The organism is Pseudomonas sp. KH_046_1 (genome assembly GCF_057839025.1).
Window position 1 is genome coordinate 3785172 of the sequence record NZ_CM174481.1, and the last position, 26935, is coordinate 3812106.

Consider the following 26935-nt stretch of genomic DNA (forward strand, 5'->3'; position numbering starts at 1 on the left):
TTCAGGCTCTTAATCGAGGGGGCTCGTTGATGGTAATCGAAACGCTATCGGCTGTGGCGTCGGCGCTAGCCAACAGGCCCATACAGTCTCGAACGAGACTGCCTGCCTCTACGCCTGGGGCGTGGTGCATGATGATACGGTCGGGGCGAACCGCAACCAGCGTGCCTTTGGCAGCCAGCGGCAGGATGCCATGGTTCAGGTCTTCGATGAAGTCGCAACCGCCACCGGAGCGCTGGCCGCAGGGTCCGATCTGCAAGAAGTGGCCGCCCATTTTGTCCCAGGAAACGACCTGAGCGGCGGTCAGCAGTGACATTGGGTCAACACCGAATCCAACCAGGGTCAGGTTGGCTCCAAGCGCATCGTCGCTCAGTTGGATCTGCTGTTGCATGTTGCGAACCCAGGCTTGGGGAAACAGACCGCCACGAACCAGCTTGTCGCCACGACGATGCTGCACGAACAGCCCCTGTTTGAAGATGTTCTTTGGCTTGATGTCCAGCTGCTCGAAGTACTTTCTGGTAGCGGGAGTCAACGCCAGCGTGCGCATCAGGCCGTGGATGAAGAACGCTGCGACCTTGTTTCTCGGCATCACCAGGCGGCCCATGAGTTTCGCCAGATTGATCATCGCCTGGGCATGGGGGCGACGCTCTACGTCATAGGTATCGAGTATTGCAGGCGCGGCATGGCCGCGAAGGACCCAGGCCAGTTTCCAGGCAAGATTGGCTGCATCGCGCAGTCCCGCTACGAGACCTTGCCCGACAAAAGGGGGGGTGATGTGGGCTGCATCTCCCGCGAGAAAGATGCGTCCCTTGCTGAATCTGTTGCAGCAGCGCGCGTGGAACCGATACACCGCCTTTCGCTCGATTTCCAGCTCTTGCGGATTGATCCATGGCGCGATCAGTCGGGCTATGCTTTCGGGGCTTTCCAGCTCTTCCCGGGATTCGCCCGGGTGTAGCATGAACTCCCAACGCTCCCTTCCGCCGGGAGCGGGCATGTGCGGCGTTGGACGCCGTGGATCACAGATAAACTCAACGTGATCGATGGCTGACTTATGCCGGTTCCTGGCATCGACAATCAGCCAATCCTCACCATAGGTCTGTCCTTCGAATTCCTGGCCAATCAGTGCCCTGACCCTGGAGCTTGCGCCATCCACACCTACCAGGTATTGGGCGCGAACGGGATACGTCTGGCCATCATCGCCCCGTACGGTGGCGACGACACAATCTGATTCCTCGACCAGGTTCTCGAGCTCGAATCCTCCCAGGCTGGTCACTGTCTTCAGCCGGGAAACCTGGCTGCGCATCGCGTGTTCGAGGTCGGGTTGATAGAAAGTCACCAGTTTGGGATGGCCGTCGATGCACCCCGCGGTATTGGCCCGACCGAATTGCCCGAGGACCGGGGAGTGCATCCTCACTTCAGGGATAGCGATCTTCTCGAAAGCGTCTTCCGACAATCCGGCGAGTTGCAGGATGCGCAGCGCCTCGTTATCCAGAGCAATGGCGCGGGGCATCAACAGGACCTCATGGGTCTTGTCCAATACCAGTGTCTTTACCCCATAGCGGCCGAGCAGCGCCGCGATTGTCGCCCCTACCGGACCGTTACCGACGACCAGCACATCGACGGCGGTGGGAGGCAGTTCGGTACCTTTCTTGTTGTTGTTCATCTCGAGCCCTTGTTGTGATTGAAGTCGTGAGACGTGGAGATCTCATCGTCAGGCAAGGTGAAGGTAAGTAAAATTGAGGAATATTTCAATATTGATATTCTTGTCATTATTTTTGCAGGATCATTACCGCACCGTGATGAGGCCATGTGAGCTATGCCGAGGGCCAGTTTCCGACCGGTGAGGCTTGGCTTCCGAGCCGATCAGCGTTGTTATTGGAGTGACCACGTGCCATGCCTCACGAGGGCACACCCATGTTTTAGACTTCAGGAATCCAACGTGGCGCGTCCGCAGTCCCATCCGAACCCGGTCCAGCTCTGTTTCGTCGATTTCGAGCTCGACGAGGCCAACGCGTGCTTGTTACGTAACGGAGAAACCGTGCCGTTGGCGCCAACGCCCTTCACCCTGCTGTGTGCACTTGCACGCCAACCCGGATCGCTGGTGACCAAGGATGCCTTGCTTGATGCCGTGTGGGGGCATCGGTTCGTCAGCGATTCAGTGCTGAAGACGGCCATCAGTGATCTGCGCAAGGTGCTGGGCGACGACTCCAGGCAGCCCCGCTTCATTGAGACGGTGTCGCGACGCGGCTATCGCTTCATCGCCACGCCCTCCCCTGCACCTTCGATGCCGCCTGAATCCGCGGCGGTGCCGTCGGTCGGCGTGCATCCATCACCGCCGTTCATTGGTCGCATCGACAAGCTCTCAAGGCTGCATCGGGCATGGGAACGGGCTGACGGCGGGCAACGTGCAGTGCTCTGGCTTGCCGGAGAACCGGGGATTGGCAAGACCACGTTGATCGAGCATTTCCTCGCCAGCCTTGGCGGCATTGCCTGCGCACGCGGCCATTGCGTGGAGCACTACGGCACCGGCGAGCCGTACCTGCCGGTGTTGGAGGCGCTGGCCGATCTGTGCCGCAGCGACCCTGCCCTGCCGACGCTGATGCGCGCCGTGGCGCCGACTTGGTTGCTGCAACTGCCGTGGCTGAGCACTGCGCAAGAGCGAGACGCGTTGCGGCGCGAGCTTGCCGGCATCGGTCCGGATCGCATGTTGCGGGAAATGGGTGAACTGCTGGACCGCTACACCGAGCAGCGACCGCTGTTGCTGATAACCGAAGACCTGCACTGGAGCGATCGGGCGACGGTCCAGCTCATCGACTATGTGGCGCGGCGACGCAGCCGCACTCGGCTTATGTGGCTGGCGAGCTTCCGCGTCGCCGAGGTGGTGGCGCTCGATCACCCGCTCAACTCGTTGCGCCACGAACTGCGCCTGCAACGTCTGTGCGAGGAAGTGGTGCTCGATCCTTTCTCGGAAACCGAGGTCGCTGACTTTGTTGCGCTGCGTTCGGCCTCTCTGGCCCGCGATGAAGCCTTCGTGCGTGCCCTGCATGAGCGCACCGACGGTGTGCCGCTGTTCGTGTCGTCAGTCATCAGCGAAGTGATGGACACCACGGACGACGACGCCACCATCGAGGCCCGGCTGGCGGGGATGGCGGTTCCCGAGAACCTCGCGGCCATCATTGATCACTACATCACCAGGCTCGGCCCGGAGCAGCATGCGCTGCTCTCGGCGGCAGCGGTATGCGGAGTCGAATTCCGGGTTGAGACGGTTTCGCTGGCCCTCGAACGCGACCTCGCTTCTGTGGCCCAGACCTGCGAGGAACTGGTACGCGAGCAGGTGTGGCTCACGCGGTCGCGGGCCGCCGAACCTGAGGAGACGGTGGAGCTACCCTACTCGTTTCGGCATGCCCTCTTCCGTCAGGTACTGTACGACCGCACGCCGCGCTCATTGCGCACCCACCTCCATCGCCAGGTTGGCACTGCCCTCGAACGTGAGCGCATGGCCGGCGTGCCGGTTGCTGCCTCGGAGCTGGCGACGCACTTCGACCGGGCTCGGCAGCCGATGATCGCGCTGCGCTATTACGCCGAGGCCGCAGAAGCCGCGCTGCTGCACTTCAGCCCGGCCTTGTGCATCGGTCTCACTGAGCGCGCATTGGTCCTGCTGCGCCAAGCGCCAGAAGGGATGGAGCGCGATGCACTCGAAATTACCCTGGCCACACTGCAGGGGGTGTCGGCTTTCCACACGTTCGGTGTCGGCAGCGAAGCCAGGAACGCGTTCGAACGCGCGTACACGCTGCTAGCGAATGTACCCGGGCATCCAATGCGCGGTCGCCTGCTGCACGGATTCGGCTATCTGCTCGGTCTGCGCGGCGACTATGCGCTGGCGCTGGAGGTGGCGGAACGCGCCGAAGCCCTCTCGTGCGAGGCGAACGATCCAGTGCTCATGCTGGTGGCGTGCATCGTGCAGGGCGAGGTGCACCATCTCCAAGGTCGCACGCAGACAACCCGCCGTTGGCTAGAGCGCGCCCTCGCGATCGCCGAGCCGCTGGACATCGGGACGAACGAGATCTTTGCGGTCGACCCTCAGGTCATGCTGCACGGTATGCTGGCCATAGAACTCGTGCGTTCTGGCCTGGTTGAGCAAGGCCGGGCCCACATGCAGCGGGCGCGGACCCGCGCGCAAGTGCTTCGCCAGCCTATGACGTGGCTGGTCGCTGCCTGGCAGGAGGTGCTGATCGAGGTGCGGCTGGGGAACCATCAGCGTGTAGCCGCTCTGGCTGACGACATGCAAAAGTTGGTCGATGAATACTCGCTCGCATTGGGGCGAACGGCTTGTCGCTGGTGGCGCGGCTGGGCCGACGCGCGCAACGGTGCACCGCGCGACGGCTACCGTCGCATCCGTGAGGCCTATGAAGAACACACCGGGCTCGGAATGCGCTCCGGTGCCAGCGAGGTGCTCGGCTACGCCACCGAGTCGCTGCTGCTCGCAGGTGATTGCAACGCAGCGCAAGTCGAGCTGCAGGAAGCATTTCGGGTGGGCGAGGAACTGGGCGAGCGCGTATACCTGCCACAGCTATTGCTGCTGGAGGCAGCGATCTCGCGAGCACAGGGTCAGCCCGACGCCGGCATCGCTGCGGTGCGGCGCGCGGTTGCAGAAGCTCGCGCCCAGGAAGCACCGTGGCTGGAGCTGCAAGCGCTGGTCGAACTGTGCGCGCACCCTGACGCTACGGCCGAGGACCAAAAGGCATTGGCCACGCTGGTTGACCAGTCACCCGAAACTGACGGAACCGAGCTGGCGAAACGTGCGCGCTCGCTGATTCACACTGCCAAGCCGGCTTGAAGCGACGTGATTTCTCTGCGGTAAGGGTTACTGTCCAGACCGAAGTCTGACCTTTCGCTTACGACTCGCCCCAGGGAACCGCTTACGCTGTCGTCGAACTTTCCTGCCCCCTGGCCTGCGATGATCCTGAACCCTGAATCCAAATACCCGAGCCGCCGCTCGTACGTAGTGAAGCTGCGTAGCGACGCCGCGCCGGGGGCCCTGGTGGGCCGCCTCGAAAACCTGGTCACCGGACGACAGCGCGAGTTTTCGTCAGCCGAAGAGCTGCTGGAGTCGATTGCCTCGGACCTCGCGTTGGCAGCCGGCGAGCACACGGCCGATGCCGACGGCGAGTGACGTCTCCCACATGAATGTGCGCTCGATATGGCGACCGAACGGCGACGCTTCGCTGACGACTTCGTGCACGCCGGGCCATACGCTGATGCCATCTCGAATCCACACGAGTCCAATGCGATGCCGCGACTTCCAGTTTCCTTTCCACTCCCCCTTCACACCGCTCGGACAACCTTGAAACGGGCCGAGCGCCCGGCCGGGCTCGCCGTTGCGGCCGCCCTTGCCACTTCGATCGCCCTCGCCCTGGCCGGTTGCTCCACGCCGGTCGTCAAGCCGTCGGTCGACCTGCCGAGCAACTTCGCTGCGAGCACGGCCTCTGAGATGGAACCCGAGGCGGCGTGGTGGGAGGTCTACCACGACCCGATGCTGACGGATTTGGTGCGCCGAGCCGCGCGTGAGAACCGCGACGTCAAGATTGCCGCCGAGCGCTTGCGTGCCGCGCGTGCCGGAGAAACCGTCAGCCAGTCCTGGCTGCTCCCGAGCGTCGGCGCATCCGTCTCCGGCAGTGACCGCAGCAGCGGTTACAACTCGACCACGAAACAGGGTTATCCGGATACCAGGACCACCAGCGTGGGCCTGGACGTCTCGTGGGAACTCGACCTGAGCGGCCGCCTGCGCGCCGGTGCAGCGGCGGCTGACGCCGATGCGCTGGCCGCGGAACACAGCATGCGCGGCGTACGCCTGCTGGTGATGAGCGACGTCGTCAGCAACTACTTCACACTGGTCGGTGCGCAACGCCAGGTCGCGACGCTTCGTGCAATCTCAGCGATGCAGGACGAGACGCTGCGCCTGGTGACCGCACGTCAACAGGTGGGGCTGGCATCCGCCTTCGACGTCGAACGCGCGCAGACCGACGCCTTGTCGGCGCGGGCGCAGATTCCGCCGCTGGAAACCCAAGTGGCGGTGGCACGTCACCGTATCGCCGTGCTAACCGCAGATCAGTCTTTCAACACCAAAAACATCCAGCCTTCAAGCGGTGATTTGATCGACGTGCCCGAGGCCAAGCCCGGCCAGCCCGCCGAGTTGCTGCAACGCCGACCTGACGTACTGGCGCTGATGGCACAACTCGACGCCGCCAATGCTCGTCGCCAGCAAGCGAAAGCCGAGTGGTTCCCGCAACTCTTTCTCGGCGCGTCCTTCGGCCGCCAGGGTCTCAACCTGAACGGTGCCGATCTCGGCGTTGCGCGCTTCACCAACGTCGCGGGCCTGCTGGCGATGCCGCTCTTCAACGCCGGGCGCACGCAAGCGATCAACGAAGCGGCCGCAAGTGCTCAACAAGAGGCGCTGCTGCGCGCGGAAGACGGCATCGTACGGGCGCTCGAGGATGTGGAAAACGCCCTCGTCACGCTTGCGCAGGAACGCCGCCGCTCGGGGTCGCTGCAATTGGCCGCCGCGTCCGCGGAGGCTGCGCAGAACCGCGCCCAGTCGCTGTATAACCGCGGGCAAATCGACCTGTTGCCACTGCTGGATTCGCAGCGGGCGCGCCTGGCGGCACGCCTGAATTCCAACGAAAGCAACACCCGCCTGCTGCTCGATAGCGTGCAGCTCTACAAGGCACTGGGCGGGGGCTGGCAGGTGTTCGAACAACCCTCCAACCCAACCGCAACCGCCAAAGCCGACCGGCCACCACTTTCCTAAGAATCTGTCGTTTTCCAAAGAGGAACCGTCTTGAAGAATTCCCTTACTGCGGCCGGCGTTTTGGCCGTCGCCGCCATGCTTTGCGCATGCAGTCCGGATCAGCCGTCCGTGCAGGCACCACGACCGGTACGCACCGTTGAAATCAGCTACGACAATGCTCGCGACATCAGCCGATACGTGGGCACCGTGCAATCGCGGCATGAAGTCGACCAAGCCTTCCGCGTGGGCGGCAAGGTCGCTCAGCGCAAGGTCGAGGTAGGCCAGTTCGTGCGCGAAGGCGACATACTGGCTGTGCTGGATGATAGCGACTACCGCCTCGCCGAGGAAGCGTCGCGACAACAGTGGACGGTTGCCGTCGAGCAGACGCGTCAGGCCGACTCGGACCGCCAGCGCCTGACCGACCTGAAGGCTGACGGTTCGGTCAGTGCGGCCGACGCCGAGCGCGCGCATACCAATGCCCAAACCGCGCATGCAACCGCCGAGGCCGAGGCGCGAAAGCTCGAACTCGCGCGTAACCGGCTCAAGTACACCATGCTGCGCGCCTCGCGTAGCGGCGTCGTCACGGCGGTGCGCTTTGAGGCCGGGCAGGTCATACCGGAGGGGCAACCGGTTGTCGCGATCGCGAACCCGGATGAAGCCGAGATCGTCATCGACGTGCCCGAGGATCAGCTAGCCGTCTTCAAGGACGCGCGTTTCAAGGCCTCGCTGGCCAGTGCGCCGAACGAGATCTTCGATGTCAAGCTGCGCGAGCTGTCGCCACAGGCTGCAGCGCAGACGCGCACCTATCGCGCGCGGCTCAAGCCGTTGCAGACGCTGCCGCTGGGCGCCACCGCCACGGTGATGGCCGAGCGAGTCATGACAAGTGTCTCTGTGGCGGCAGTGCCAGCCACTGCATTGACGCAGAGCGGCGGCCAGCCGGCGCTGTGGGTCGTCACGCCTGAGGGCAAGAATCCGGTAGGCATCGTCGAACTGGAGCGTGTGGCAGTTTGGGGCTACCGTAGCGACGAGGTGCTCGTCTCCGGGCCGCAGGCCGGCGCATTGGTCGTTACCGCCGGGATCCAGAAAATGACGTCCGGATTGAAGGTCGCGCTTCCTGGCGCGGCGATTGTTGACGCAAACACCACGCAGCAGGCAGCCCGATGAACAACTTCAACCTCACCGACTGGGCGCTGCGCCATCGCGCCATCGTCCTGTTCATGCTCCTCATTGTCGCGGTGGCCGGTGCCTTCAGTTTCACCAGGCTCGGTCAACTCGAGGATCCGAACTTTTCCGTGCCCTCCATGACCGCCATGGTCATCTGGCCGGGCGCCACCGCCCAGCAGTTGCAGGACCAGGTCCTCAACCGCATGGAGAAGAAATTCGAGCAGATCGACAACTTCGAGAAAGTGGTCACCTACGCACGGCAAGGCTACGCAGGCATGACGCTCACCGTGCGCGGCGGCACCTCCAAGGCTGACCAGCGCGAGGCCTGGTACCAGGCGCGCAAGAAACTCAACGACCTGAGCCTCGAGATGCCTGACGGCGTGATCGGCCCGATCCTGAACGACGAGTACGGCGACGTGTACGGCCTCATGTACGCGGTCAAGGGTGACGGCGTCGGCCACGCCGACCTGTCGGACGCGGCCGAGGACATCAAGCGCCAGATGCTGAAGGTGCCGATGGTCAAGAAGATCGATCTCATCGGCAAGCAGGCCAAGCGTGTCTATGTCGAGTTCTCGCACGAGCGCCTGGCAGCGCTGGGCATTACACCGCTGGCCATCGCCGAAAGCCTCAAGAGCCAGAACGCGATGTTGCCCGCAGGCCAGATCGACACCCGCGGCGACCGCGTCATGGTGCGCGTGAGTGGCCAATTCTCCAGCGAAGAGGCTATCCGCAACGTACCCATCTCTGCGGGCGGCCGGCTGATCAAGCTCGGCGACATCGCGACCGTTGCACGTGGCTTCGAGGATCCGCCGACCTACACGGTGCGCCACAACGGCCAGCCAGTGCTGATGCTCGGAATCACAATGACCAGCGACGGCAACATCGTGGACCTTGGCAAGGCGATGGACACGGCAGTCGCCAGGATCCAGTCGGAACTTGCGCACGGCGTGGAGCTGGAGCTCGTGGCCGACCAACCCACCACGGTGAAGGATGCTATTCACGACTTCGGGCGCGCGCTGGCCGAGGCGCTGATCATTGTGATCGCGGTGAGCCTGGCCAGCCTGGGCTGGCGCGCCGGCCTCGTGGTCGCGACCACGGTGCCGCTGGTGCTGGGCGGCGTGGCGCTGGTGATGCTGGCGATGGGCTGGAACCTCGAGCGCATCTCGCTCGGCTCGCTGATTATCGCGTTGGGACTGCTGGTGGATGACGCCATCATCGCCATCGAGATGATGGTGGCGAAGATGGAAACCGGCATGGACCGCGTGAAGGCAGCCGCGTTCTCCTATCAGTCCACCGCCATGCCGCGCCTGACCGGCGCACTCATCACCGTCGTGGGCTTCCTGCCGATCGGCCTCTCGCAGTCCACCACCGGCGAGTACGCGGGTGGCATTTTCTGGATCGTCGGCGCCGCGGTGCTGTTCTCGTGGATCTGCTCCGGCATCTTCACGCCGTACCTGGCGGTCAAGATGCTGCCCAACGACTTGGGCAAGCACCTGCATGGTGATCCGTACGACACGAAGTTCTACCGCAGACTGCGCCGCCTGATCGACGCCGCTATCGAGCGCCGCTGGGTGGTCATCGGTGCGACGTTTGGCGCCCTGGTGCTTGCTCTGGCCTGTATCAAGCTAGTACCGCAGCAATTCTTCCCCAACAGTTCGCGTCCTGAACTGGTCATTGACCTGCGCGTCAAGGAAGGCGCCTCGTTCGCCGCGACGACCGAGCAGGTCAAGCGCATGGAGGAGATCCTGGCGAAGGACGAGGACGTGCGTTTCTATACCGCCTACACCGGCGCCGGCGCACCGCGCTTCTATCTCTCGCTCAACCCCGAGCTGCCGAATCCGGGATTCGCCCAATTCGTTGTAATGACCAAGGACCTGGATGCACGTGAACGGGTACGTGAGAGGCTGGTGACCTCGGCTGACCAACAATTCCCGCAGGCGTGGGTGCGCGTGACCCGCCTCGAGTTGGGGCCGCCTGTCGGCTACCCGGTGCAGTTCCGCGTCGTAGGTCCCGATACCCAGGTGGTGCGCCAGATTGCCCGCGACGTGGAGAAGGTGGTTGGGGCCAACCCTAAGGTGCGCGACCTCCAGCTCGACTGGAACGACCCGGTGCGCACGCTGAAAGTGGAGCTCGATCAGGACAAGGCGAGCGCGCTTGGCCTCACGCCGGCCGACGTGTCGCTGGCGACCCAGACCGTGCTGAACGGCGCAACCCTGTCGCAGCTGCGTGAGCGCGAGGACCTGATCGACATCGTGGCCCGTGCCGTGCCTGAGGAGCGCTTGAGCCTCGACACACTCAAAGACATCAATCTCTACACGCGACATGGCACGGTGGTGCCGCTGTCGCAAGTCGCACAGGTGCGCTCTGAACTGGAAGAGCCAGTGCTGTGGCGCCGTAACCGCGATATGGCGATCACGGTGCGTGCCGATGTGAGGGATGGCGAACAAGGTGTATCGGTGACGCAGGAAATCCAGCCATTGCTCAAGGATATCGAAGCGAAGCTACCGTCGGGCTACCGCATCGACGTGGGCGGTGCGGTGGAGGAAAGTGACAAGGCGAACAAGGCGCTGCTCGCGGTGGCCCCGTTGATGTTAATCACCATCCTGCTGTTACTCATGCTGCAACTGCAGAACTTCTCCCGCATGTGGATGGTGGTGCTGACCGCGCCGCTGGGCCTGATCGGCGTGGTGCCGGCACTGCTGGTGTTCCAGTCGCCACTGGGTTTCGTCGCGATACTGGGCATCATCGCACTGGGTGGCATGATCATGCGCAACGCAGTGATCCTGATCGATCAGGTACAGATCGAGATCGCCGAAGGGCGCGACCCGTGGAATGCTGTTCTGGATGCTGCCATTCACCGGGCTCGTCCGGTGATGCTGACGGCGCTGGCCACCGTCCTCGCCATGATCCCGCTAACGCGCAGTGTGTTCTGGGGGCCGATGGCAATAGCGATCATGGGCGGCCTGACCGTGGCGACGCTGCTGACGATTTTCTTCGTCCCGGCGTTGTACGCCGCGTGGTTCAAGGTGGGTCGCCAGACGGCCGCTGGCATCCAACAGGTGATGGGGGACGCCGCGCTCGCTTCTGAGGGATGAGTGCCGTGGCACTGTGCTCCCGACCTCACCGCTATTGGAAAGGTTTGCTCAGTGCCGTTTCTGAAAACAACCGAGGTCTCTGCTTCATCTGCAACACTCCTTCTGCTTACACAGAATTTAGTTGTGTTGCATCGACCGGTTGAATCCACAGCCAAAAGCGGACGGTCGACCGCTTACTTTTCTCGATGGCTATTGCAAAGGCTCGATTGCAGCGCTCCGGGTACCGGCGAACGCACTCGTGCCAAGCCAGCGCCACAGGTTTTCCGCATCCTGCACAGCGCCGTCTACACGCAGCTCTCGCGACTGAAGAACCTCCCTTGGTGTGCGGTCGCCGGTCCACACCTCGGTCAACGCGCGCACGCTAGAGTCCACGACGAGCGTGAGTTCGCGTCCGGGGTCGTCGCGGCACAGATCTGCCACACCATGTTCGACCACAAGCCACCACTCTTGCTCGCCGGACCGCGCGTCGCGGAACTTGAAGTGGATGACCACCGACCGGGACGGGAACATCTCGATGCGCGCGAACCGGCGCACGTCCCACATGAGCAGGCCCGCGTCGAGTTCGTTATCGCGAAGGCGACTGCCGATCCAGCGCGCGCCCCAATGGCCTAGCGCCATTATGATGGGACGCAAATCCTCGCCTGCTTCGGTCAGGCTGTACTCCCAGACCTTGCCTGCGGCTGTGCGATGTACGACACCAATATCTTCCAAGTGGCGCAGCCGCTGTGCCAGCAAGCTGGTGGACATCCGTGGTACGCCACGGTGCAGCTCATTGAAGCGCTTACTGCCGCATAGCAGCTCGCGCACGACCAAAGGCGTCCAGCGCTCGCACAGTGCCTCAGCACCGCGCGCGACCGTGCAAAACTGACCGTAGCTTTCATCCATCGCCTGTACTCCGCAACTACAACGCTTCAGATTCTGAACTAGCCTCGCGACTTCGCCACGTGCACGCTCAAACCTGCGAAAGCCACCGTCCCAGGAGAACGCCATGACCAAGATAGCCATCATTCAGCGGCCGCCAGTGCTGCTCGATCGCAGCGCGACGATCGCCCGGGCCGTGCAATCGGTCGCTGAGGCCGCGGCGGCGGGAGCCTCGCTGATCGTTTTGCCCGAACAGTTCATTCCAGGTTACCCGTCATGGATCTGGCGGCTGGCGGCGGGAAGGGACGGGGCTTTAATGGGCCAGTTGCATGCGCGGCTGCTGGCCAACGCCGTCGATATTGCGAACGGTGACCTGAGCGAATTGTGCGAGGCCGCCAGAGTTCACGCCGTGACGATCGTGTGCGGCATCAATGAATGCGACCGGCGCCATGGCGGCGGCACGCTCTACAACAGCGTAGTCGTTATCGGCGCGAACGGCGAAGTGCTCAACCGACACCGCAAGCTGATGCCAACGAACCCCGAGCGCATGGTCCATGGTTTCGGTGATGCGTCAGGGTTACGCACGGTCGACACACCCGTCGGCCGTGTTGGCACACTCATCTGTTGGGAAAGCTACATGCCGCTGGCACGCTATTCACTGTATGCCCAAGGGGTGGAGATCTACATCGCACCCACGTATGACAGTGGCGATGGCTGGATCAGCACGATGCGCCACATTGCACTCGAAGGCCGTTGCTGGGTGCTCGGCAGCGGCACCTTGCTGCGCGGCAGCGATATCCCCGATGACTTTCCGGCTCGCATGCAACTGTTTCCCGATCCTCAAGAATGGATCAACGACGGCGACTCGGTGGTGGTCAACCCTCAAGGCCGGATTACAGCCGGTCCATTACACCGAGAGGCAGGCATTCTGTATGCGGACATCGACGTCTCACTCGTGGCGCCAGCGCGGCGGACGCTCGACGTCACCGGGCACTATGCGCGCCCTGACATTTTCGAGCTGCAGGTGCGACGCACGCCGGCGACAGCGGTGCGCTACATTGACGGGTGAAGCTAACCAACGCGCAGGCGATCCATCCCAACTTCGGCGGTATGCGTAACAACTGATGAAGGAGTCATTCCATGAGCATTCAAAGGTCTTACAAAGGCAGTTGTTTTTGTGGCGCAGTCGAGTTCACCGTCAGCGGTGAGCCGGCCGCAATGGGCTATTGCCATTGCGAGTCGTGTCGACATTGGTCAGCAGCACCGGTCAATGCCTTCACGCTGTGGAAACCCGAGGCGGTGCAAGTGACTCGGGGGGCTGACAACATTGGCACCTACAACAAGACACCGCAGAGTTATCGCAAATGGTGCAAGAGTTGCGGCGGTCATATCTTCACCGAACACCCAGGGATGGGGCTCATCGACGTATATGCCGCAGTCATCCCGGATCTCGCGTATTCGCCAGGCGTTCACGTCCACTATCAGGAAACCGTACTGCGCATCAAAGACGGGTTACCCAAGCTGAAGGATGTCCCCAGCGAATTAGGGGGATCGGGCGTCAGCGTGGACGAATAGCGCTGGCACGGTAGCGTGTGGCGCTCCTCAAGAGTCTTGATTCTGGTTGACTGACTTCCACAGGGCGTGAAGCGGCCGGTGGCGCCAGGCAATAAACGGCCAGAAACAGTCATTGAGTAGCGTCTACGAAACATGCGTCGACTCAACGAAAGCCTTGTTCTAGAGCCTTTGTTTAATTTTGAAGCACATTAAAAGTGCGCTACTCTCCGCCGTTCCAAACGCATAAGGACGCTGCAGATGAATGTCAAAATTGAAACAAATGAACAAGGAAGCGGTTGCAAAGTCTGGCTTGACGACTCCCCTGTATCGTTCAAGAACCTGGAAGATGCCCAAACATATGTCGCGCAACTGCAAGAGCGGATTGAGGCTGCATCCAGCTCATTTGCTTCAGGGCCAAATGCCCCTGACAGAGCTTGATTATCGTTGAACTGCATGTGCCACTGCGCGCAGCGGCTTGTTTTCGAAGCAGTGCGCGCTCCGTACCGCGCTTGAATCAACAACACCCCGAGTATCAATCCGCAACCTGATCGAACCCGGGGCGACGCATCGTCAGGTTCCGGGCATTGCCCAGGCATCGACCTGACTGGACTTCACCGCCCCGGTACGACCTTCAGGCTATAGCTTGGGCTGCGCACTCAGCGCCGTGACCGCCCTGGTTTTCCTGAAGAAAATACCGTAGACAATCGACAGCACCAGCAGGAACGGCACACCGAACACCAGGGTCATCTTGAAGGCTTCAGTGAAGTAGGTAGTGATCATCACCGCCCCCATCAATACCAGCCCCAACAATGTGCTGTAGGGAAACAGGCGCATGCGGAACGACAGTTTGCGGTTGCCATTGCGTTCGTGAAAACGACGGAAACAGTAGTGCGTGAGGAAGATCATGAACCAGGTAAAGATCGCGCCGAACATCGAGATCGCCATCATCAGGGTGAACGAACTTTCCGGGTACAGGATGTTGAGCAAGGTCGCCAGGGCGATCCCCGAGCTGGAGAGCAACAGCGCGTTCAGCGGGATCCCGGTCTTGCTCAACACCCCCATGGATTTTGGCGCGTAGCCGGCACGGGACAGGCTGAACATCATGCGTGTGGTGATGTACAACTGGCTGTTCATCGCTGACAACGCCGCGATCAGGATCACGAAATTCATCACGCCGGTGGCGCCGGGAATGCCGATGGCTTGCATCACCGTAACGAACGGACTCTGGGCATGGCCCGCCTGGACCCAAGGCACGATCGCCAGCATCAACGCCAGGGTCAGCAGGTAGAACACCACCAGGCGCACGATAGTCCCGCGAAAGGCTTTCTTGACCGCTTGTTCCGGGTCTTTTGCCTCACCGGCAGCCACCGCGATCATCTCCACGCTCAGGTAGCTGAAGATCGACACGATCACCGCGATCCACATCCCTTGCAGACCATTGGGGAAGAAGCCGCCGTGAGCGGTGTAATTGTGCACACCGTATTGCGGATTGCCGGAACCGAACACCACATACACCGCCAGGATGATGAAGCCGACAATCGCGCCGATCTTGATGGTCGAGAACCAGTACTCGAAGGTGCCGAAAGTCTTCACGCTGATGGCATTGAGCACGATCAACACGCTGGAGAACGAGACGATCCATATCCACTCCGGCACGTTGGCAAACCAGTACTTCATGTACATCGCCACCGCCGTCACTTCCGTGCCGACCGCGAGCACAATCGCCGCCCAGTAGGCATAACGCACCAGGAACCCGGCCAGCGGGCTGACATAAAATTCGGCATAGGCACCGAACGAACCCGAGGTCGAATGGGCCACGGTCATTTCCGCCAGGCAGCCCATCAGCAGCAAGGTGATGATTGCGCCGATGGCATAGCTGAGCAACACACTCGGCCCGGCATAGCCGATGGCATAGGCGCTGCCCATGAACAGCCCGGTGCCGATTGCACCGCCAATGGCGATCATGCTCATCTGCCCCGACGTCAGCTGACGCCGCAGGCCGTGTTCACGGTTGGATATCGTTTCGAAACCGGCGTTATCGGTCATTTTTATGTCCTCTGGATTTTGTCTTTCTTGAAGAGCACGTCGTGGATTTAACGGTGGGGATCAGCCACGCACAGCAGGACACGGATCAGAAAATACTCAGTGGATACTCGATGATCACCCGGACTTCGTTGTTGTCCGTGGTGTCGGCGCGGGCGACCTGGGCGGTGGAACGCACACTGGCCTGACGCACGCGTATTGAAAGATCCCGGGCCTTGCCCGACTGCACGACATAGCGCGCCTCGATGTCGCGCTCCCAGCGCTTGCCATCATCGCCGTAACGTCCATAGGCGCCATTGGGACCGCCGTCGTAATGGCTGTCATCGATGTGGTCACCACTGACGTACCGCGACATGAAGCTCAGGCCCGGCACACCGAAAGGCGCCATGTCCAGGTCATAACGCAGTTGCCAGGAGCGTTCGTTGGGGGCGTTGAAATCGAGGACCTGAATCGAGTTGGCGAGGAAAATCGAGGTACCCGGTTGCTGATCGAACCCCAGGTAATCGAACGGCTCGTCGCCATCGACCCGCTGATACGCCAGGGTCAACCGATGGGCACCGAACTTGTACGCGGAGGACAGCGACCAGGTGGTGTTGTCGATCTTGCCGGCCAGGCTCTGGCCGCTGTCGTTGGTGCGATAGAGATTGAAATCCAGGTTCAGCGACTGACCTTCACCAAGGGCATAGGTGTAGTTGGTATTGGCGTAGTACTGGCGCCAGATGTCAGTGAACTGCGAACCGTACAGGCTGACACTCAGTTGATCGCTCAGGGCGTAACTGCCGCCCAGATAATCGACGCTGCGGGTTTCAACGCCGGCGTACAGCGCTTTGAGCGCGCCATTGGCGTTGGTCGAATTACTGTCGTTGCCGGCGGTGAAGTGACCGATGTCCAGTTGCAATGCCTTGAGTTCATTGCTGGTCAGCTGAAAGCCGGTGGCAACACTGGTGAACAGTCGCGCATTGCCGGTGCCGAACACCGGATTGAGCGGGGTCAGGTTGCCGTACTTGAGTTCGGTCTGCGAAATCCGTGCCTTCACCGCACCACCCGCTTCGGAGTACTCGTCCTCAGGGCGGCCATCGGAATCGACCGGCAGCAAACCCGTGCCCGTGCGTCCCTTGCCACTGTCGAGCTTGAGGCCCAACTGCGCATAGGCATCGACCCCGAACCCCACCGCTCCCTGGGTGTAGCCGGAGCGGTAATCGAGCATGATCCCGTGGGCCCACTCGTCCCGATAGTTCTGCCCGCCCGGGTTGTTGAGGTTATTGCGGTAGAAATAGAAGTTACGGTTGGTCAGGGTCAGGCTACTGTCTTCGACAAATCCGTTGTCAGAGGCGGCACAGGCCATTTGGCCAAGGCAACTGGAGATGGCGAGCGGCAAGGCAGGCCAGAGGGACGGTTTCATTCTGCGTGCTCCTTATTATTGTGATTGCAGAACTGGTGGTTGGGCGAGCGAAGCCCTGCCGCGGGGAAAATCCCGCAGCAGGACACGGACGCCGCAGGGTTCAGGTCACGCTGTGGCGAACCTGGAATTGCGCTTGCGACCAGGTGTTCTGATCAAGAATCTCGCCGAGGATCTGTACTGCATCCCAGACTTCGGTGAAGGTCGTGTACAGCGGGGTGAAACCGAAACGCATGATGCGCGGCTCGCGGTAGTCACCAATCACGCCCCGCTCGATCAGGGCCTGGATCACTGCATAACCTTGCGGGTGTTCGAAGCTGACGTGGCTGCCTCGTTTGCCGTGCTCACGCGGCGTGATCAACTTCAGTTCGTGAGCCGCGCAACGCTGCTCGACCAATTCGATGAACAAGTCCGTCAGGGCCAGGGATTTGCGGCGCAAGCTGGCCATGTCGGTCTGGGCGAACACATCCAGGCCGCACTCGACCATCGCCAACGAGGTAATCGGTTGGGTGCCGCACAGGTACCGCGCGATACCGCTGCTCGGCTCGTAATGCGACTCCATGGCGAACTGCCGTGAATGGCCGAACCAGCCGGACAACGGCTGCGGCACCAGATCGCACAACTGCGGCGAAACCCAGACAAAGGCCTGCGAACCCGGCCCGCCGTTGAGGTACTTGTAGGTGCAGCCGATGGCGTAGTCGGCACCCGCCTGATGCAGGTCGACCGGCACCGCGCCCGCGGAATGGGCCAGGTCCCAGATGGCCAGCGTGCCACACTCGTGGCTCAGCGCGGTCAGGGCCTGCATGTCGTGCATGTAGCCGGTCTTGTAATTGACGTGGGTGAGCATGACCACCGCCGTGTCCTGGTCGATCGCTTGCGGCAACGCTTCAGGACTGTCGACCAAGCGCAGGGTGTAACCCTGTTGCAGCATCTGCGCGAGGCCTTCGGCGATGTACAGGTCGGTGGGGAAATTGCTCGATTCGCTGACGATCACTCGCCGCTGCGGCGACCTTGTAGCCTGTACGCGCAAGGCAGCGCTCAGCACTTTGAACAGGTTGATCGAGGTGGTATCAGTCACCACGACCTCACCCTCCCCCGCGCCGATCAGTCCGGCCAGGCGATTGCCCAAACGCTCGGACAGCTCGCGCCAGCCTGCGCTGTTCCAGCTGCGGATCAAGCCATTGCCCCATTCCTCGGCGACCACCGCTTGCGCCCGCGCCAATGCAGCGACCGGCCGCGCGCCCAGGGAATTGCCATCGAGATAGATAATCCCTTCGGGGAGCGCAAATTGCTGGCGCAGGGGCGCCAGCGTGTCCTGGGCATCAAGCGCCAGACAATCGTTTCTTGTCGTCATCGGGTGTCCTGTTTTTTGTTATGCGACGCCATCCGGGCAGGTTGCATCAGCCGGTTCAGGCGCCCTGATTCAAGGCCATTCGCTTGCCTTTCGATGGAGAGATAATGAACGAACCTTTGAAGAATTTTCGTGCAAAGTAACCGGCCGTGTAGTAGTTATTTCGCAGAATATTCGAATCAAACCAAAATAAACGCGGATTTATTCAAACCATGAATCTTGACTCGACAGACCTGAGAATCCTGCATCAATTGCAACAGGATGGCCGTATCAGCAATCAGGAATTGGCGGAGAAAGTCGCCTTGTCACCCTCGGCTTGCCTGCGCCGTTTACGCCTGCTGGAAAGCGAAGGAATCATCACCGGCTATCGCGCGGTGCTGAATGCCGAGCGGCTGGGCATTGAGCTGGAAGCCATCGTTCATGTGTCGCTGCGACAGGACGTCGAGGACTGGCACGAGACCTTCATCAAGAAGGTTCAGCAGTGGCCGGAGGTGGTCACCGCGTATGTCATCACCGGGGCGAGCAACTATGTGCTGCGGGTCCAGGCCCGCAACCTCAAGCACTTCTCGGATTTCATCGTCAATCACCTCAATCGCACCGCCGGCGTCACCGATATACGTTCGGAAATCGTCCTGCAAAAAATCAAGGAGCGCGAGCAATTGCTGGATCTGGTGGTGCGCAAGTAAGGCCGGGGTGGCCCTTCAAAGTCCCTGCTGGCGCCAGGCTTCGTTGCGCTGCAAGGTGGTGCTCGGGATTTCGTCGAACAGCTTGCGGTACTCGGTGGAAAAACGGCCCAGGTGCATGAAGCCCCAGCCCATGGCGATCCCGGAAATACTGCGTGCCGTGCTCGAGGATCTCCTGGCGCACGGCGTTCAAGCGATACTTTTTCAGGTAGGCCATCGGCGACAGGGCGCAGTACTTCTTGAATGCGTCGAACAACTTGAAGCGCGAAACGCCACACCGCTCACCCGAAGGGAGCGCCGGAACCGGGCGCCCGGTTCCGGCGTCCACTTCGGATTTGTTGAATGGGTTACACGCGTTGTGAGGTACTCAACGGCCGCAAAATCGCCCTGACCGGACTGGCGTCCAGATGAGCGAACCGCAGCGGCAAGGCGATCAATTCATAATCCCCTTCCGGAACCTCATCCAGCACGATGCCTTCAAGAATCGCCATGTGATGACGGGCTACGGCGCCGTGGGAATCCATGGTCCTGGATTGCTGCGGGTCCAGCGACGGCGTATCGATGCCGATCAAGCGCACGCCAAGGCTCGCCAACAGGTCGATGGTTTCCTTGGCAACGGCTGTGAAATTCGAATCCCAGGTCGTCAGCGGTGCCTGTCGATAGGTGCGCAGCAGCACACGCTCGGGCACATCGTGCAAACGCCCTTCCAGTTGCCCCGGCTGCACCAACTCACCGCTGTCCAGACAATGCAAAACGCGGCAAGGCCCGATATAGACATCCAACCCGACATCGCCAATCGCCGCGCCGTCAGCGCTGTAGTGCAGCGGCGCATCGACGTGGGCGCCGGTATGCGGCGACAGGGTGATGCGTCCGACATTCACCGGACACTCGGGACCGTAGGTCCAGACACGCTCCTCCCGGAAAGGCGTGTCACCCGGCCAGGTCGGTGTTTCGCTACTCAAGGGTGGACTGATGTCCCACAACGCTGTGTTTTTTGTCATCGCAATGCTCACCGTGGTTTCCGGGTGAAATGATACGAGCGACAGCCGTGAAGATTCGTGCAAAAACCCCAGGTAACCGTGCGGGCTTTCGCACAAACCACCATGGATGGGCTGGATTGCGGCAGGAAATTTCAACGCATGTCGCTTGTGGGTCATTGCACCTGCGACGTAAATCCTCTGTCAGCGATAATGCTGGCTTAACGCAGGTACGGTGATATCGCCTGAATCAGGGCCTTCGGCAGGCTGTGAGAACGTTCATCCAATTGTAAGAGCCCATTTCAGCCACTACACTCCAGCCCATGAAACGCTACCTGCGGTTTTGCATCATCTTCATGATCAGCTTGACGCTTCCTCTCAGCGGGATGGCGGGCGTTCAGGCACCGACAGAACCTTGCCCGATGAAGACGATGGGCATGGCGATGATGGACGACATGGGGATGGACTGCTGCAACGATATGAAAAGCCCTTCCGAGCATGGCAAACCCTGCAAGCCGGGCCAGGAATGCAAGACGGGCGGCATGCTGCAAGTCTCGATCCTCAAGCCTCCTGTAACCGTGTTCAGCCCCGTAGTGGTTTCCTTCTTCAGTGATTCCCTGCCCGTACAAACCCCGTCCGGGGTATGGCGACCGCCTCGCGTTTGATTCCTGTCCAACATTGAGCCTCATTCCGCATTAGCGGGATGGACTGGCTGCGCGCATGTCTTTTGACGCGTGCAGTGGATGATCACAGGAATCGTAAACATGAACTCCAAGTGCTATTGCACAGGTTGGTCCTTGGTGGCCGGTCTGGCGGCAAGCGTACTGGCATTGCCGAGCTTCGCTGCCGCATTGACACTCGATGAAGCGTTGCGGCTGGCTGAAAACAATGCACCGTCGCTGACCGCACAAGATGCCAAAATTCAGGCTGCCAGCAGTGCGGCTATTCCAGCGGGTGAATTACCTGACCCCAAGTTGCTGGCAGGTGTGCAGAACTACCCCATCGGCGGCCCGGATCGCTGGAGCATCGACCAGGACTTCATGACCATGCAAATGGTCGGGGTCAGGCAAGAGATGCCCAACAGTGACAAGCGCAAAGCGCGTATTGAGGTCGCCGATGCGGCCGTTGATCGAGCTGCGGCAGAGCGTCGGGTCGAACGCCTGAAGGTACGCCAGTCCACGGCGTTGGCCTGGATCAGCAGCTACTCGGTCGAGCGCAAAGATGCGCTGTTCCAGGATTTCTACAAAGAAAACCGCCTGCTGACCGACACCGTCCGGGCGCAAATTGCCGGTGGCCGCGCTCAACCCGCCGATGCGGTGACGCCCAAGCAAGAAGCGGCTCGACTGGCGGAGCAACAGGACGATCTGGTTCTCCAGAGAGCGCAGGCCCGAGCGGCCCTCAAACGCTGGATTGGCTCCGCCGCCAACGACAAGCCTGTGGGCACCTTGCCGGAGTGGCCTGTCGATCCCTCAAGCTACGCCCATAAACTGCAACACCACCCCGAGTTGGCAGCGTTCGCGCCGATGACCCGTGAAGCGCAAGCCCAGGTTCGTGAAGCCGTGTCGCAGAAGCAGTCGGACTGGAGCTGGGAACTGGATTACCAGCGCCGTGGCCGTGAGTTTGGCGACATGGTCAGTGTGCAATTTTCCTGGGATCTACCGCTGTTTCCTGACTCTCGTCAAAATCCAAAAATCGCAGCCAAACAGGCTGAACTCAGTCAGCTTGAGGCTGAGCGCGTTGCCCTGTCACGCGAGCACACTCAGCAACTGGAAAACGAACTGGCTGACTATGAGCGCCTGAATCGTGCGGTAAGCCGCAACCAGGAAAACCTGTTGCCGCTGGCCAGGGAAAAGGTCGAACTCAGCATGGCCAGCTACCGTGCCGGCAAAAGCGATTTAAACGCCGTTGTTGCCGCCCGACGTGAACTCATCGAAGCCCGACTCAAACAGATCGACGTGGAAGAACAGCGAGCACTGACCAGTGCGCGTCTGTTTTTTGCTTATGGGGAGTCCGGCCAATGATCCTTGAAAAATGGAACGGGGCATTGCTGGTTGGCATCTCGCTGGCATTGGGTGTTGCCGGTGGCTACTGGTTCGCTCCCCAACGCATGAGCGGAGTACCCAGTACCGCCCCGCAGCAGAGCCTCAATTCACCGGACGAACGCAAGGCTCTGTATTGGTACGACCCCATGTACCCGCAGCAAAAGTTCGATAAGCCGGGCAAGTCACCTTTCATGGACATGCAACTGATCCCCCAGTACGCCAGCGGCACAGGGGACCGTGCGAGCGTCAGTATCGATCCGGGCCTGACCCAGAATCTCGGTCTGCGTTTTGCGACTGTCACTCGTGGAAATTTTGAGTCCAGCCTCGACGTGACCGGTGTCCTGGCGTTCAACGAACGTGATGTCGCCGTGATTCAGGCGCGCACCCCGGGCTTTGTGGAGCGGGTCTATGCCCATGCACCCGGTGATGTGCTCAAAGCCAACGCGGCCTTGGCGGATATCCTGGTGCCGGAGTGGGCGGCCGCCCAGACAGAGTTTCTTGCCCTCAAGCGCAACGGTGATGCCGACCTGTTGGCTGCGGCCCGCCAGCGACTGAGGCTCACAGGGATGCCGGCAGCGCTGAACACTCAGGTAGAGCGCAGTGGCAAAGTCCAGCCGAACCTGACCCTCACCAGCCCCATCAGCGGCGTGCTGCAAGAGTTGAACGTACGTGCGGGTATGACCGTGGCGACTGGCGATACTCTGGCACGCGTCAATGGATTGAGCAGTGTCTGGCTCGCTGTGGCCGTTCCGGAATCGGAAGCCGGATCTATTACCGTGGGGCAGGCAGTTGAAGCGCGCCTGCCAGCCTTTCCAGGGGCAACGCTCAGTGGCAAGGTCAGCGCGATTTTGCCTGAAACCAATCCGGACAGTCGCACGCTTCGCGTGCGGGTGGAACTGCCCAATCCGGACGGGAGCCTGAGACCAGGTTTGACGGCGCAGGTCCGCCTGAATCGTACATCTGGGCAAAGTGTATTGTGGGTGCCGAGCGAAGCGGTGATTCGCACTGGCCGACGTGCCCTGGTGATGCTCGCCGAAGACGCCGGCCGCTACCGCCCGGTAGAGGTGCAACCCGGGCAGGAAAGCGATGGCAAGACGGCGATTTTGAAAGGTCTGGAAGAAGGCCAGAAGGTGGTTACGTCTGGCCAGTTCCTCCTCGATTCCGAAGCCAGTCTCAAGGGCATTGTTGCTCGCACGAAGGAAGAGTCGCCACCCAGTGGAGCAGCCGCCAGTTTGCATGAGGCGGATGGGCAGATCGTCGAGATCAACGACAAAGACGTCACGCTCGCCCACGGTCCTTTCAAGACGCTGGGCATGCCTGGCATGACGATGACTTTCCCTCTCGCCAGTCCGGCGCTGATGCAGGGCCTCAAGGCGGGTGACAAGGTTCGGGTCGCGGTGAGCCAGACCGACGATGGCTTGCGTGTCGAGCGCCTGGATAAATCGGGGGGCCAGCCATGATTGCTGCCCTGATTCGTTGGTCGGTGGCCAACCGATTCCTGGTGCTACTGGCGACGCTGTTCGTCACGGCTTGGGGTATCTGGTCGGTGCAGAGCACGCCCATCGATGCGCTGCCAGACCTATCCGATGTGCAGGTGATTATCCGCACCCCTTATGCAGGACAAGCACCGCAGATTGTCGAGAACCAGGTGACCTATCCGTTGGCCACCACCATGCTCTCGGTGCCGGGCGCCAAGACCGTGCGTGGTTATTCCTTCTTCGGTGACAGCTTTGTCTACGTGCTGTTTGAAGACGGCACTGACTTGTATTGGGCTCGCTCGCGGGTGTTGGAGTACCTGAGCCAAGTACAGAGTCGGTTGCCGGCCAGCGCCAAGCCGGCGCTGGGGCCGGATGCGACGGGAGTGGGCTGGATCTATCAATACGCACTGGTGGATCGCAGTGGTGGACACGACCTGGCGCAACTGCGCGCGCTTCAGGACTGGTTTCTCAAGTTCGAACTCAAGACGCTGCCCAACGTCGCAGAGGTAGCGACGGTCGGCGGAATGGTCAAGCAATACCAGGTGCAGCTTGACCCGCTGAAACTGGCCAGCCTCGGCATCACTCAAGCCGAGGTGACCGAGGCTATCGGCAAGGCTAACCAGGAAACCGGAGGCGCGGTGCTGGAGATGGCAGAGACCGAGTTCATCGTGCGGGCTTCCGGTTACTTGAAGACACTCAATGACTTTCGGGCGATTCCACTCAAGTTGGGTGCGGGTGGTGTGCCGGTGACCCTTGGCGATGTCGCCACGATTCAACTGGGACCGGAAATGCGCCGTGGCATCACCGAACTCGACGGCGAAGGCGAGACGGTCGGTGGCGTGGTGATTTTGCGCAGTGGCAAGAACGCTCGCCAGACCATCGCAGCGGTCAAGACCAAACTCGACGAACTGAAAAGCAGTCTGCCGGCCGGGGTGGAAATCGTCACCACCTACGACCGCAGCAAGCTGATCGACCGCGCGGTGGAAAACCTCAGCCACAAACTGATCGAAGAATTCATCGTCGTCGCGTTGGTCTGCGGGATCTTTCTCTGGCACTTGCGCTCATCACTGGTGGCGATCATTTCGCTGCCGGTGGGGGTGCTGATTGCCTTCATCGTCATGCGCTACCAAGGCATCAACGCCAACATCATGTCCTTGGGCGGGATCGCCATCGCCATCGGCGCCATGGTCGATGCCGCCGTGGTGATGATCGAGAATGCCCACAAGAAGATTGAGGCCTGGCACGTGGCCAATCCAGGGGAGGAACTGAAGGGTGAGCGTCATTGGCATGTCATGACCGAAGCAGCGGCAGAGGTAGGCCCGGCGCTTTTCTTCTGTTTGCTGATCATCACCCTGTCGTTCATTCCGGTGTTCACGCTGGAGGCTCAGGAAGGACGACTGGTCGGCCCATTGGCTTTCACCAAGACCTACGCCATGGCCGCAGCGGCGGGATTGTCAGTGACCCTGGTGCCGGTGCTGATGGGCTACTGGATTCGGGGGCGAATTCCCAGTGAACAACAGAACCCGTTGAACCGGTGGTTGATCCGGATCTATCAGCCGGCTCTGGACGCGGTCTTGCGTCGACCAAAGATCACGTTGCTGGTGGCGCTATTGGTTTTCGTCAGTGCGCTATGGCCAATGTCGCGCTTGGGTGGCGAGTTTCTCCCCCCGCTGGACGAGGGCGACCTGCTCTATATGCCTTCTGCCTTGCCGGGATTGTCTGCGCAGAAAGCCGCGCAACTACTGCAACAGACTGACCGCCTGATCAAGACCGTGCCAGAAGTTGAACACGTCTTCGGTAAAGCTGGTCGTGCCGAAACCGCCACCGATCCCGCACCGCTGGAAATGTTCGAAACCACCATCCAGTTCAAACCACATGAGCAATGGCGTCCAGGCATGACCCAGGAAAAGTTGGTGGAAGAACTGGATCGAGTGGTACGAGTCCCTGGGCTTACGAATATCTGGATACCACCGATTCGCAACCGTATCGACATGCTGGCGACGGGTATAAAGAGCCCGATCGGCGTGAAGGTTGCCGGCACCAATCTGGCGGAAATCGATGCGGTCACCCAGGCGGTCGAGCGAGTGGCCAAGGATGTACCCGGTGTCAGTTCGGCCCTGGCCGAGCGGCTGACTGGCGGCCGCTATATCGATGTCGATATCGACCGCAAGGCCACCGCCCGCTATGGGCTGAACATCGCCGATGTGCAGTCCATCGTGGCCGGTGCCATCGGTGGTGAAAACGTCGGCGAGACCATTGAAGGTCTCGCGCGTTTCCCGATCAACGTACGTTACCCACGGGAGTGGCGCGACTCGCTCGGCGCCCTGGAGCAATTGCCGATCTACACCCCTCTGGGGAGCCAGATCACCCTTGGCACTGTGGCGAAGGTCAAGGTCAACGACGGTCCGCCGATGCTCAAAAGCGAGAATGCAAGGCCTTCAGGCTGGGTGTACATCGATGTGCGCGGCAGGGACATTGCTTCTGTGGTTGCCGATCTGCGTCGGATCGTCAATGAGCAGGTCAGGTTGCAGCCCGGTATGAGCCTGAGCTACTCAGGACAGTTCGAGTTTCTCGAAAGAGCCAACGCACGGCTCAAACTGGTGGTGCCTGCCACGCTGCTGATCATCTTCGTGTTGCTCTACCTGACTTTTGCCCGATTCGATGAGGCCCTGCTGATCATGGCCACTCTGCCATTCGCACTGACTGGGGGGGCATGGTTTCTCTACCTGTTGGGCTTCAACCTGTCGGTCGCCACCGGGGTCGGTTTCATAGCCTTGGCCGGTGTTTCTGCCGAGTTCGGCGTGATTATGTTGCTCTACCTGAAAAACGCCTGGACCGAACGTGAAGACCTCGGTGACCGCACTGAACGCGGGCTGGTGGCGGCGATTCGTGAAGGCGCTGTGCAGCGCGTTCGACCCAAGGCCATGACCGTTGCCGTGATCATTGCCGGTCTGCTGCCCATTCTGTTGGGCAGCGGAACCGGTAGTGAGGTGATGAGCCGTATCGCCGCGCCCATGGTCGGCGGCATGATCACGGCACCCTTGCTGTCCCTGTTTGTCATTCCGGCAGCCTATCGATTGATGCGCCGCCGGCACCTCCTGCCTGTACCCACCACACCTCAAGGAAAAGTCGTATGAAACTCACCCTGACTGCAGTCGCAAGCACCGTATTCGCGCTATCACTTTCTGCCCACGCGCAGGACATGCCAGGCATGAAAATGGACGGCATGGAAGGCATGCAGATGAAGCAGGAAACAAAACAGGCTCCGGTATCCAATGCCGAAGGTACGATCAAGGCTATCGATACTACGAAGCATACGGTGACGATCTCCCACGGCGCCGTTCCCGCCCTGCAATGGCCGCCGATGACGATGGCCTTTTCGGTGACGCAAGATCAGTTGTCGGGGTTGATGCCTGGAGACCGGGTATCGTTTTCCTTCCGGCTAGAGGGTAACAGCGCCTCGATTGTGTCCATTAAAAAGTAAATTCCGGTGGTGGAAGTGTC

Annotated in this window: 20 protein-coding genes and 1 pseudogene; 14 read left to right on the forward strand and 7 right to left on the reverse strand. The window is 61.0% G+C overall.

The features are described from left to right. Nucleotide 1: 1 nt before the first annotated feature. Entirely contained in the window at nucleotides 2–1660 is a 1659-nt protein-coding gene (gene mhpA, locus AC3IT9_RS17390) for a bifunctional 3-(3-hydroxy-phenyl)propionate/3-hydroxycinnamic acid hydroxylase MhpA (protein ID WP_489270502.1), read from the reverse strand. A gap of 276 nt (nucleotides 1661–1936) precedes the next feature. Here mhpA and AC3IT9_RS17395 point away from each other — a divergent pair, with 276 nt between their 5' ends. The 5 genes from AC3IT9_RS17395 to AC3IT9_RS17415 all read left to right on the forward strand — a co-directional run bounded on the left by AC3IT9_RS17395 (nucleotide 1937) and on the right by AC3IT9_RS17415 (nucleotide 11043). Continuing rightward, the gene (locus tag AC3IT9_RS17395) at nucleotides 1937–4834 is read left to right on the forward strand and encodes an AAA family ATPase (RefSeq protein WP_489270503.1); all 2898 of its coding nucleotides are present in this window, start codon (nucleotides 1937–1939) and stop codon (nucleotides 4832–4834) included. A gap of 120 nt (nucleotides 4835–4954) precedes the next feature. Further along, the gene (locus AC3IT9_RS17400) at nucleotides 4955–5170 is read left to right on the forward strand and encodes a hypothetical protein (protein WP_150756142.1); all 216 of its coding nucleotides are present in this window, start codon (nucleotides 4955–4957) and stop codon (nucleotides 5168–5170) included. A 117-nt stretch (nucleotides 5171–5287) separates the two neighbouring features. Then, on the forward strand, nucleotides 5288–6805 hold the full coding sequence (locus AC3IT9_RS17405; protein WP_489273528.1) for an efflux transporter outer membrane subunit: 1518 nt from the start codon (nucleotides 5288–5290) through the stop codon (nucleotides 6803–6805). Nucleotides 6806–6835: 30 nt separating this feature from the next. Further along, a complete protein-coding gene (locus tag AC3IT9_RS17410; RefSeq protein ID WP_489270504.1) occupies nucleotides 6836–7948 on the forward strand; it encodes an efflux RND transporter periplasmic adaptor subunit in 1113 nt (370 codons plus the stop codon). Beyond that, a complete protein-coding gene (locus AC3IT9_RS17415) occupies nucleotides 7945–11043 on the forward strand; it encodes an efflux RND transporter permease subunit (RefSeq protein WP_489270505.1) in 3099 nt (1032 codons plus the stop codon). The genes AC3IT9_RS17410 and AC3IT9_RS17415 overlap by 4 nt, the downstream gene beginning before the upstream one ends. Before the next feature lie 189 nt (nucleotides 11044–11232). Here AC3IT9_RS17415 and AC3IT9_RS17420 read toward each other — a convergent pair whose 3' ends face one another. Beyond that, nucleotides 11233–11928: a winged helix-turn-helix transcriptional regulator gene (locus tag AC3IT9_RS17420; RefSeq protein WP_489270506.1), complete on the reverse strand. Its 696-nt coding sequence runs from the start codon at nucleotides 11926–11928 to the stop codon at nucleotides 11233–11235. Between the two features lie 103 nt (nucleotides 11929–12031). Between AC3IT9_RS17420 and AC3IT9_RS17425 the strand changes: the two genes are divergently transcribed. The 3 genes from AC3IT9_RS17425 to AC3IT9_RS17435 all read left to right on the forward strand — a co-directional run bounded on the left by AC3IT9_RS17425 (nucleotide 12032) and on the right by AC3IT9_RS17435 (nucleotide 13896). Beyond that, the gene (locus AC3IT9_RS17425) at nucleotides 12032–12973 is read left to right on the forward strand and encodes a carbon-nitrogen hydrolase family protein (RefSeq protein WP_150725486.1); all 942 of its coding nucleotides are present in this window, start codon (nucleotides 12032–12034) and stop codon (nucleotides 12971–12973) included. Between the two features lie 71 nt (nucleotides 12974–13044). Continuing rightward, nucleotides 13045–13479, forward strand: a complete 435-nt coding sequence (locus AC3IT9_RS17430; protein ID WP_150725485.1) for a GFA family protein — start codon at nucleotides 13045–13047, stop codon at nucleotides 13477–13479. 237 nt (nucleotides 13480–13716) lie between these two features. Further along, nucleotides 13717–13896, forward strand: a complete 180-nt coding sequence (locus AC3IT9_RS17435; protein WP_150725484.1) for a hypothetical protein — start codon at nucleotides 13717–13719, stop codon at nucleotides 13894–13896. A gap of 198 nt (nucleotides 13897–14094) precedes the next feature. Here AC3IT9_RS17435 and AC3IT9_RS17440 read toward each other — a convergent pair whose 3' ends face one another. The 3 genes from AC3IT9_RS17440 to kynU all read right to left on the reverse strand — a co-directional run bounded on the left by AC3IT9_RS17440 (nucleotide 14095) and on the right by kynU (nucleotide 18254). Beyond that, entirely contained in the window at nucleotides 14095–15504 is a 1410-nt protein-coding gene (locus tag AC3IT9_RS17440; RefSeq protein WP_150725483.1) for an amino acid permease, read from the reverse strand. Nucleotides 15505–15589: 85 nt separating this feature from the next. Continuing rightward, entirely contained in the window at nucleotides 15590–16903 is a 1314-nt protein-coding gene (locus AC3IT9_RS17445; RefSeq protein ID WP_150725482.1) for an OprD family porin, read from the reverse strand. A 100-nt stretch (nucleotides 16904–17003) separates the two neighbouring features. Next, nucleotides 17004–18254 carry a kynureninase gene (kynU, locus tag AC3IT9_RS17450; protein WP_489270507.1) on the reverse strand — a complete coding sequence of 417 codons (1251 nt, stop codon included), beginning with the start codon at nucleotides 18252–18254 and terminating at the stop codon, nucleotides 17004–17006. A 209-nt stretch (nucleotides 18255–18463) separates the two neighbouring features. Between kynU and AC3IT9_RS17455 the strand changes: the two genes are divergently transcribed. Beyond that, the gene (locus tag AC3IT9_RS17455; protein ID WP_007971266.1) at nucleotides 18464–18937 is read left to right on the forward strand and encodes an Lrp/AsnC family transcriptional regulator; all 474 of its coding nucleotides are present in this window, start codon (nucleotides 18464–18466) and stop codon (nucleotides 18935–18937) included. A 15-nt stretch (nucleotides 18938–18952) separates the two neighbouring features. Here the strand turns inward: AC3IT9_RS17455 and AC3IT9_RS17460 are convergent. Both AC3IT9_RS17460 and kynB read right to left on the reverse strand, forming a co-directional pair. Beyond that, a pseudogene (locus tag AC3IT9_RS17460) lies at nucleotides 18953–19208 on the reverse strand (helix-turn-helix domain-containing protein); the annotation flags it as partial. A gap of 73 nt (nucleotides 19209–19281) precedes the next feature. Further along, nucleotides 19282–19935 carry an arylformamidase gene (gene kynB / locus AC3IT9_RS17465; RefSeq protein WP_489270508.1) on the reverse strand — a complete coding sequence of 218 codons (654 nt, stop codon included), beginning with the start codon at nucleotides 19933–19935 and terminating at the stop codon, nucleotides 19282–19284. A 299-nt stretch (nucleotides 19936–20234) separates the two neighbouring features. On the opposite strand from kynB, the gene AC3IT9_RS17470 reads away from it, so the two are divergent. The 5 genes from AC3IT9_RS17470 to AC3IT9_RS17490 all read left to right on the forward strand — a co-directional run bounded on the left by AC3IT9_RS17470 (nucleotide 20235) and on the right by AC3IT9_RS17490 (nucleotide 26915). Next, entirely contained in the window at nucleotides 20235–20576 is a 342-nt protein-coding gene (locus AC3IT9_RS17470; protein ID WP_150756107.1) for a hypothetical protein, read from the forward strand. Nucleotides 20577–20675: 99 nt separating this feature from the next. Next, nucleotides 20676–21932 (forward strand): TolC family protein, encoded by a 1257-nt coding sequence (locus AC3IT9_RS17475; RefSeq protein ID WP_489270509.1) that lies wholly within the window; start codon nucleotides 20676–20678, stop codon nucleotides 21930–21932. Beyond that, a complete protein-coding gene (locus AC3IT9_RS17480; protein ID WP_489270511.1) occupies nucleotides 21929–23413 on the forward strand; it encodes an efflux RND transporter periplasmic adaptor subunit in 1485 nt (494 codons plus the stop codon). Before AC3IT9_RS17475 ends, AC3IT9_RS17480 begins: the two co-directional genes overlap by 4 nt. Further along, nucleotides 23410–26568: an efflux RND transporter permease subunit gene (locus AC3IT9_RS17485; RefSeq protein WP_489270512.1), complete on the forward strand. Its 3159-nt coding sequence runs from the start codon at nucleotides 23410–23412 to the stop codon at nucleotides 26566–26568. Before AC3IT9_RS17480 ends, AC3IT9_RS17485 begins: the two co-directional genes overlap by 4 nt. Further along, nucleotides 26565–26915 (forward strand): copper-binding protein, encoded by a 351-nt coding sequence (locus tag AC3IT9_RS17490; RefSeq protein ID WP_150725475.1) that lies wholly within the window; start codon nucleotides 26565–26567, stop codon nucleotides 26913–26915. The genes AC3IT9_RS17485 and AC3IT9_RS17490 overlap by 4 nt, the downstream gene beginning before the upstream one ends. Nucleotides 26916–26935: the final 20 nt, after the last annotated feature.

Excerpts from the sequence above, each read along its gene's own strand:
- mhpA (WP_489270502.1), bottom strand. The coding sequence starts at position 1,660 with ATGAACAACAACAAGAAAGGTACCGAACTGCCTCCCACCGCCGTCGAT.
- AC3IT9_RS17400 (WP_150756142.1), top strand. The coding sequence starts at position 4,955 with ATGATCCTGAACCCTGAATCCAAATACCCGAGCCGCCGCTCGTACGTA.
- AC3IT9_RS17405 (WP_489273528.1), top strand. The coding sequence starts at position 5,288 with ATGCCGCGACTTCCAGTTTCCTTTCCACTCCCCCTTCACACCGCTCGG.
- AC3IT9_RS17415 (WP_489270505.1), top strand. The coding sequence starts at position 7,945 with ATGAACAACTTCAACCTCACCGACTGGGCGCTGCGCCATCGCGCCATC.
- AC3IT9_RS17420 (WP_489270506.1), bottom strand. The coding sequence starts at position 11,928 with ATGGATGAAAGCTACGGTCAGTTTTGCACGGTCGCGCGCGGTGCTGAG.
- AC3IT9_RS17425 (WP_150725486.1), top strand. The coding sequence starts at position 12,032 with ATGACCAAGATAGCCATCATTCAGCGGCCGCCAGTGCTGCTCGATCGC.
- AC3IT9_RS17430 (WP_150725485.1), top strand. The coding sequence starts at position 13,045 with ATGAGCATTCAAAGGTCTTACAAAGGCAGTTGTTTTTGTGGCGCAGTC.
- AC3IT9_RS17435 (WP_150725484.1), top strand. The coding sequence starts at position 13,717 with ATGAATGTCAAAATTGAAACAAATGAACAAGGAAGCGGTTGCAAAGTC.
- AC3IT9_RS17440 (WP_150725483.1), bottom strand. The coding sequence starts at position 15,504 with ATGACCGATAACGCCGGTTTCGAAACGATATCCAACCGTGAACACGGC.
- AC3IT9_RS17445 (WP_150725482.1), bottom strand. The coding sequence starts at position 16,903 with ATGAAACCGTCCCTCTGGCCTGCCTTGCCGCTCGCCATCTCCAGTTGC.
- kynU (WP_489270507.1), bottom strand. The coding sequence starts at position 18,254 with ATGACGACAAGAAACGATTGTCTGGCGCTTGATGCCCAGGACACGCTG.
- AC3IT9_RS17455 (WP_007971266.1), top strand. The coding sequence starts at position 18,464 with ATGAATCTTGACTCGACAGACCTGAGAATCCTGCATCAATTGCAACAG.
- kynB (WP_489270508.1), bottom strand. The coding sequence starts at position 19,935 with ATGACAAAAAACACAGCGTTGTGGGACATCAGTCCACCCTTGAGTAGC.
- AC3IT9_RS17470 (WP_150756107.1), top strand. The coding sequence starts at position 20,235 with ATGAAACGCTACCTGCGGTTTTGCATCATCTTCATGATCAGCTTGACG.
- AC3IT9_RS17475 (WP_489270509.1), top strand. The coding sequence starts at position 20,676 with ATGAACTCCAAGTGCTATTGCACAGGTTGGTCCTTGGTGGCCGGTCTG.
- AC3IT9_RS17480 (WP_489270511.1), top strand. The coding sequence starts at position 21,929 with ATGATCCTTGAAAAATGGAACGGGGCATTGCTGGTTGGCATCTCGCTG.
- AC3IT9_RS17485 (WP_489270512.1), top strand. The coding sequence starts at position 23,410 with ATGATTGCTGCCCTGATTCGTTGGTCGGTGGCCAACCGATTCCTGGTG.
- AC3IT9_RS17490 (WP_150725475.1), top strand. The coding sequence starts at position 26,565 with ATGAAACTCACCCTGACTGCAGTCGCAAGCACCGTATTCGCGCTATCA.